Source organism: Undibacterium sp. GW821-FHT11H02, from assembly GCF_058808015.1.
Map to the genome: position 1 here is coordinate 1 of NZ_JBXARG010000015.1, position 3,419 is coordinate 3,419.

Sequence of the window (3,419 nt, forward strand, 5' to 3'; positions counted from 1 at the left end):
TCAAATAGTATTATCCCCACGATTACAGGTAGCGCCACCAGTATTACAGTGGTCGGTGCGCCAGCACATGGTAGCGTAGTCGTCAGTGGATTGGGATTGATTTATACACCGACAGCGAGTTATGTAGGCAGTGACAGCATCGCTATTACAGCAACAGGTCCGGGGGGGACTTCTGCATCAGCGACGATTTCGATTACGGTGAATCCACTGCCACCTGCGGTCAATTCAAGTAGCGTCAGCGTGCTGGCCAATAGTAGTTCAAATAGTATTATTCCCACGATTGTCGGCAGCGCTACCAGTATTACGGTGGTCGCTGCGCCAGCACATGGTAGCGTCGTCGTCAGTGGAATGGGATTGATTTACACACCAACAGCGAGTTATGTAGGCAGCGACAGCATCGCTATTACGGCGACAGGGCCAGGGGGAACTTCTGCATCAGCGACGATTTCGATTACGGTGAATCCACTACCACCTACGGTCAATTCAAGTAGCGTCAGCGTGCTGGCCAATAGTAGTTCAAATAGTATTATCCCCACGATTACAGGTAGCGCCACCAGTATTACGGTGGTCGGTGCGCCAGCACATGGTAGCGTAGTCGTCAGTGGAATGGGATTGATCTATACACCGACAGCCAGTTATGTAGGCAGCGACAGCATCGCTATTACGGCGACAGGTCCTGGGGGGACTTCCACATCAGCGACGATTTACATCACGGTGAATTCATTAGCGCCTGTTGTCAGTCCCGGTAGCGTGACCGTACTGGCTAACAGTAGTTCAAATAGTATTACGCCAATAATTACTGGCAGTGCTACTAGTATTGCTGTGACTGGTAATGCAGTAAATGGTGTGGTAACGGTACTTGGATTAGGACTAGTGTACACGCCAGTTGTAGGGTATTCCGGTAGTGATAGTGTCACAGTTACTGCAACAGGTCCGGGTGGTACTTCAGCCCCGGCGACGATTTCAATTACAGTAAATCCCTTACCTCCTGTGGTCAGTGCAAGTAGTGTCAGCGTGCTGGCCAACAGTAGTTCAAATAGTATTACGCCATCGATTACTGGCAGTGCGACCAGTATTACAGTGATTGCTAATGCAGCTCATGGCGTGGTAACTGTGGTTGGCACGGGACTAGTCTACACGCCGGCAGAAGGGTATGTTGGCAGCGATAGCATCACTATTACTGCAACTGGGCCGGGCGGGACATCAACATCGGCGACGATCTCCATTACTGTCTGTCCGCTACCGCCTACCGTTACACCAAGCAGTGTCAGTGTGTCGGTTAACAGTAATGGGAACAGCATTACACCCATAGTGGTCGGTAGTGCCACCAGCATAAATGTGACTGCTGGCGCTTCGCATGGTTCAGTGTTTGTGAGTGGAATGAGACTGATCTATACACCAATGCCTGCTTACGTTGGTAGTGATAGTGTCACTATTACGGCGACAGGTCCGGGTGGTACTTCAGCGCCAGCGACGATTTCCATCGCTGTGAGTTCATCAGCACCGGTGGTTAGCGCGAGTAGTGTCAGCGTACTGGCCAACAGTAGCTCCAATAGTATTACGCCAATAATTACTGGTAGTGCAAGCAGTATTGCTGTGACTGGCAGCCCAGCACATGGTGTGGCAACTGTGGTTGGTTTGGGGCTGGTGTACACGCCAGCTGAGGGGTATTTGGGTAGTGATAGTGTCACTGTTACGGCGACAGGTCCAGGTGGTACTTCAGCGCCAGCGATGATTAGCATCACGGTGAATTCATTAATACCTGCGGTCAGTGCAAGTAGTGTTGTCGTATTGGCTAATAGCAATTCAAATAGTATTACACCTGTGATTACAGGCATTGCCACCGGTATTGCAGTCGTAAGTAACCCAGCACACGGCACGGTTGAGGTGAGCGGAACAGGGTTAATATATACACCGGCAGCGGGTTATGTTGGTAGCGATAGCATCACGATTGCCGCGACATGGCCGGGTGGCGTTTCAACACCTGCGACGATTTCGATTACGGTAAATCCATTACCCCCTACGGTGAGCGCAACTAGCATCACCGTATTGGCAAATAGTAGTTCGAATAGTATTGCGCCCATCATTACAGGAAGTGCCACCAGTATTTCGGTAGTGGGGGCCGCAGCGCATGGTGTCGTGGTAGTGAGCGGGATGGGGCTAAGCTATACACCAACAGCTGCTTATCTTGGTAGCGACAGTGTCACTATTACGGCGACAGGGCCAGGGGGCACTTCAGCACCGGCGACGATTTCGATTACGGTGAATCCACTAGCACCAGTGGTTAGCGCAAGTAGTGTCAGCGTACTGGTCAACAGTAATTCAAATAGTATTGTCCCCATCATTACCGGTAGTGCTACCAGTATTGCCGTGCTTAGTACAGCAGCACACGGTAGCGTTGAGGTGAGCGGGATGGGACTAATTTATACGCCGACAAGCGCTTATGTTGGCACTGACAATATCACGATTACAGCGACAGGGCCAGGAGGTACTTCAGCGTCTGCGACCATTTCTATCACCGTGAATCCATTACCCCCTGCGGTAACGGGCGCAGCTATAACAGTGGCAGCGAATAGCAGTGGAAATAGTATTACCCCCACTATTACTGGCAGTGCTACTAGTCTCTCCGTGACAGGCAATGCAGCACATGGTGTGGTTACGGTACTTGGTTTGGGACTGGTGTACACACCGGCTGCAGGTTATTCTGGCAGCGACAGCGTCACTATTACAGCAACCGGCCCAGGCGGTACTTCAGCACCAGCGACAATTAGCATTACGGTAAATCCATTGCTGCCTGTGGTCAATGCTAGTAGTGTTAACGTGCTGGCGAACAGTAGTTCAAACAGTATTCTCCCCATCATTACGGGTAGTGCTACCAGTATCGCGGTAGTAGGTACAGCAGCACACGGTACTGTTACGGTAAGTGGGATGAGTTTAATGTATACGCCAGCAGCCGCTTATGTTGGTAGTGACAACATTACGATTACGGCGACGGGGCCAGGTGGAACTTCAGCGTCAGCGACAATTAGCATTACGGTGAATCCATTACCGCCCGTGGTCAATGCAAGTAGTGTCACTGTGCTGGCCAACAGTAGTTCAAACAGTATTCTCCCCATCATTACGGGTAGTGCTACCAGTATCGCGGTAGTAGGTACAGCAGCGCACGGTACTGTTACGGTAAGTGGGATGAGTTTAATGTATACGCCGGCGGCCGCTTATGTTGGTAGCGATAGCATTACGATTACGGCGACAGGTCCAGGTGGTACCTCAAGCCCAGCGACGATTTCTATCACGGTAAATCCATTACCCCCTGTGATTAGCGCAAGTAGCGCTAATGTGCTCGCCAACAGTAGTTCAAACAGTATTCTCCCCATAATTACGGGTAGTGCTACCAGTATCGCGGTAGTAGGTACAGCAGC

1 protein-coding gene is annotated in these 3,419 nt (G+C 51.0%); it reads left to right on the top strand.

Translation table 11 applies throughout. From position 1 onward, the window contains the following. Positions 1-3,419: beta strand repeat-containing protein (locus tag AC1RR2_RS14765; RefSeq protein WP_493223029.1), on the top strand; the 3,419-nt coding region annotated here is incomplete at both ends.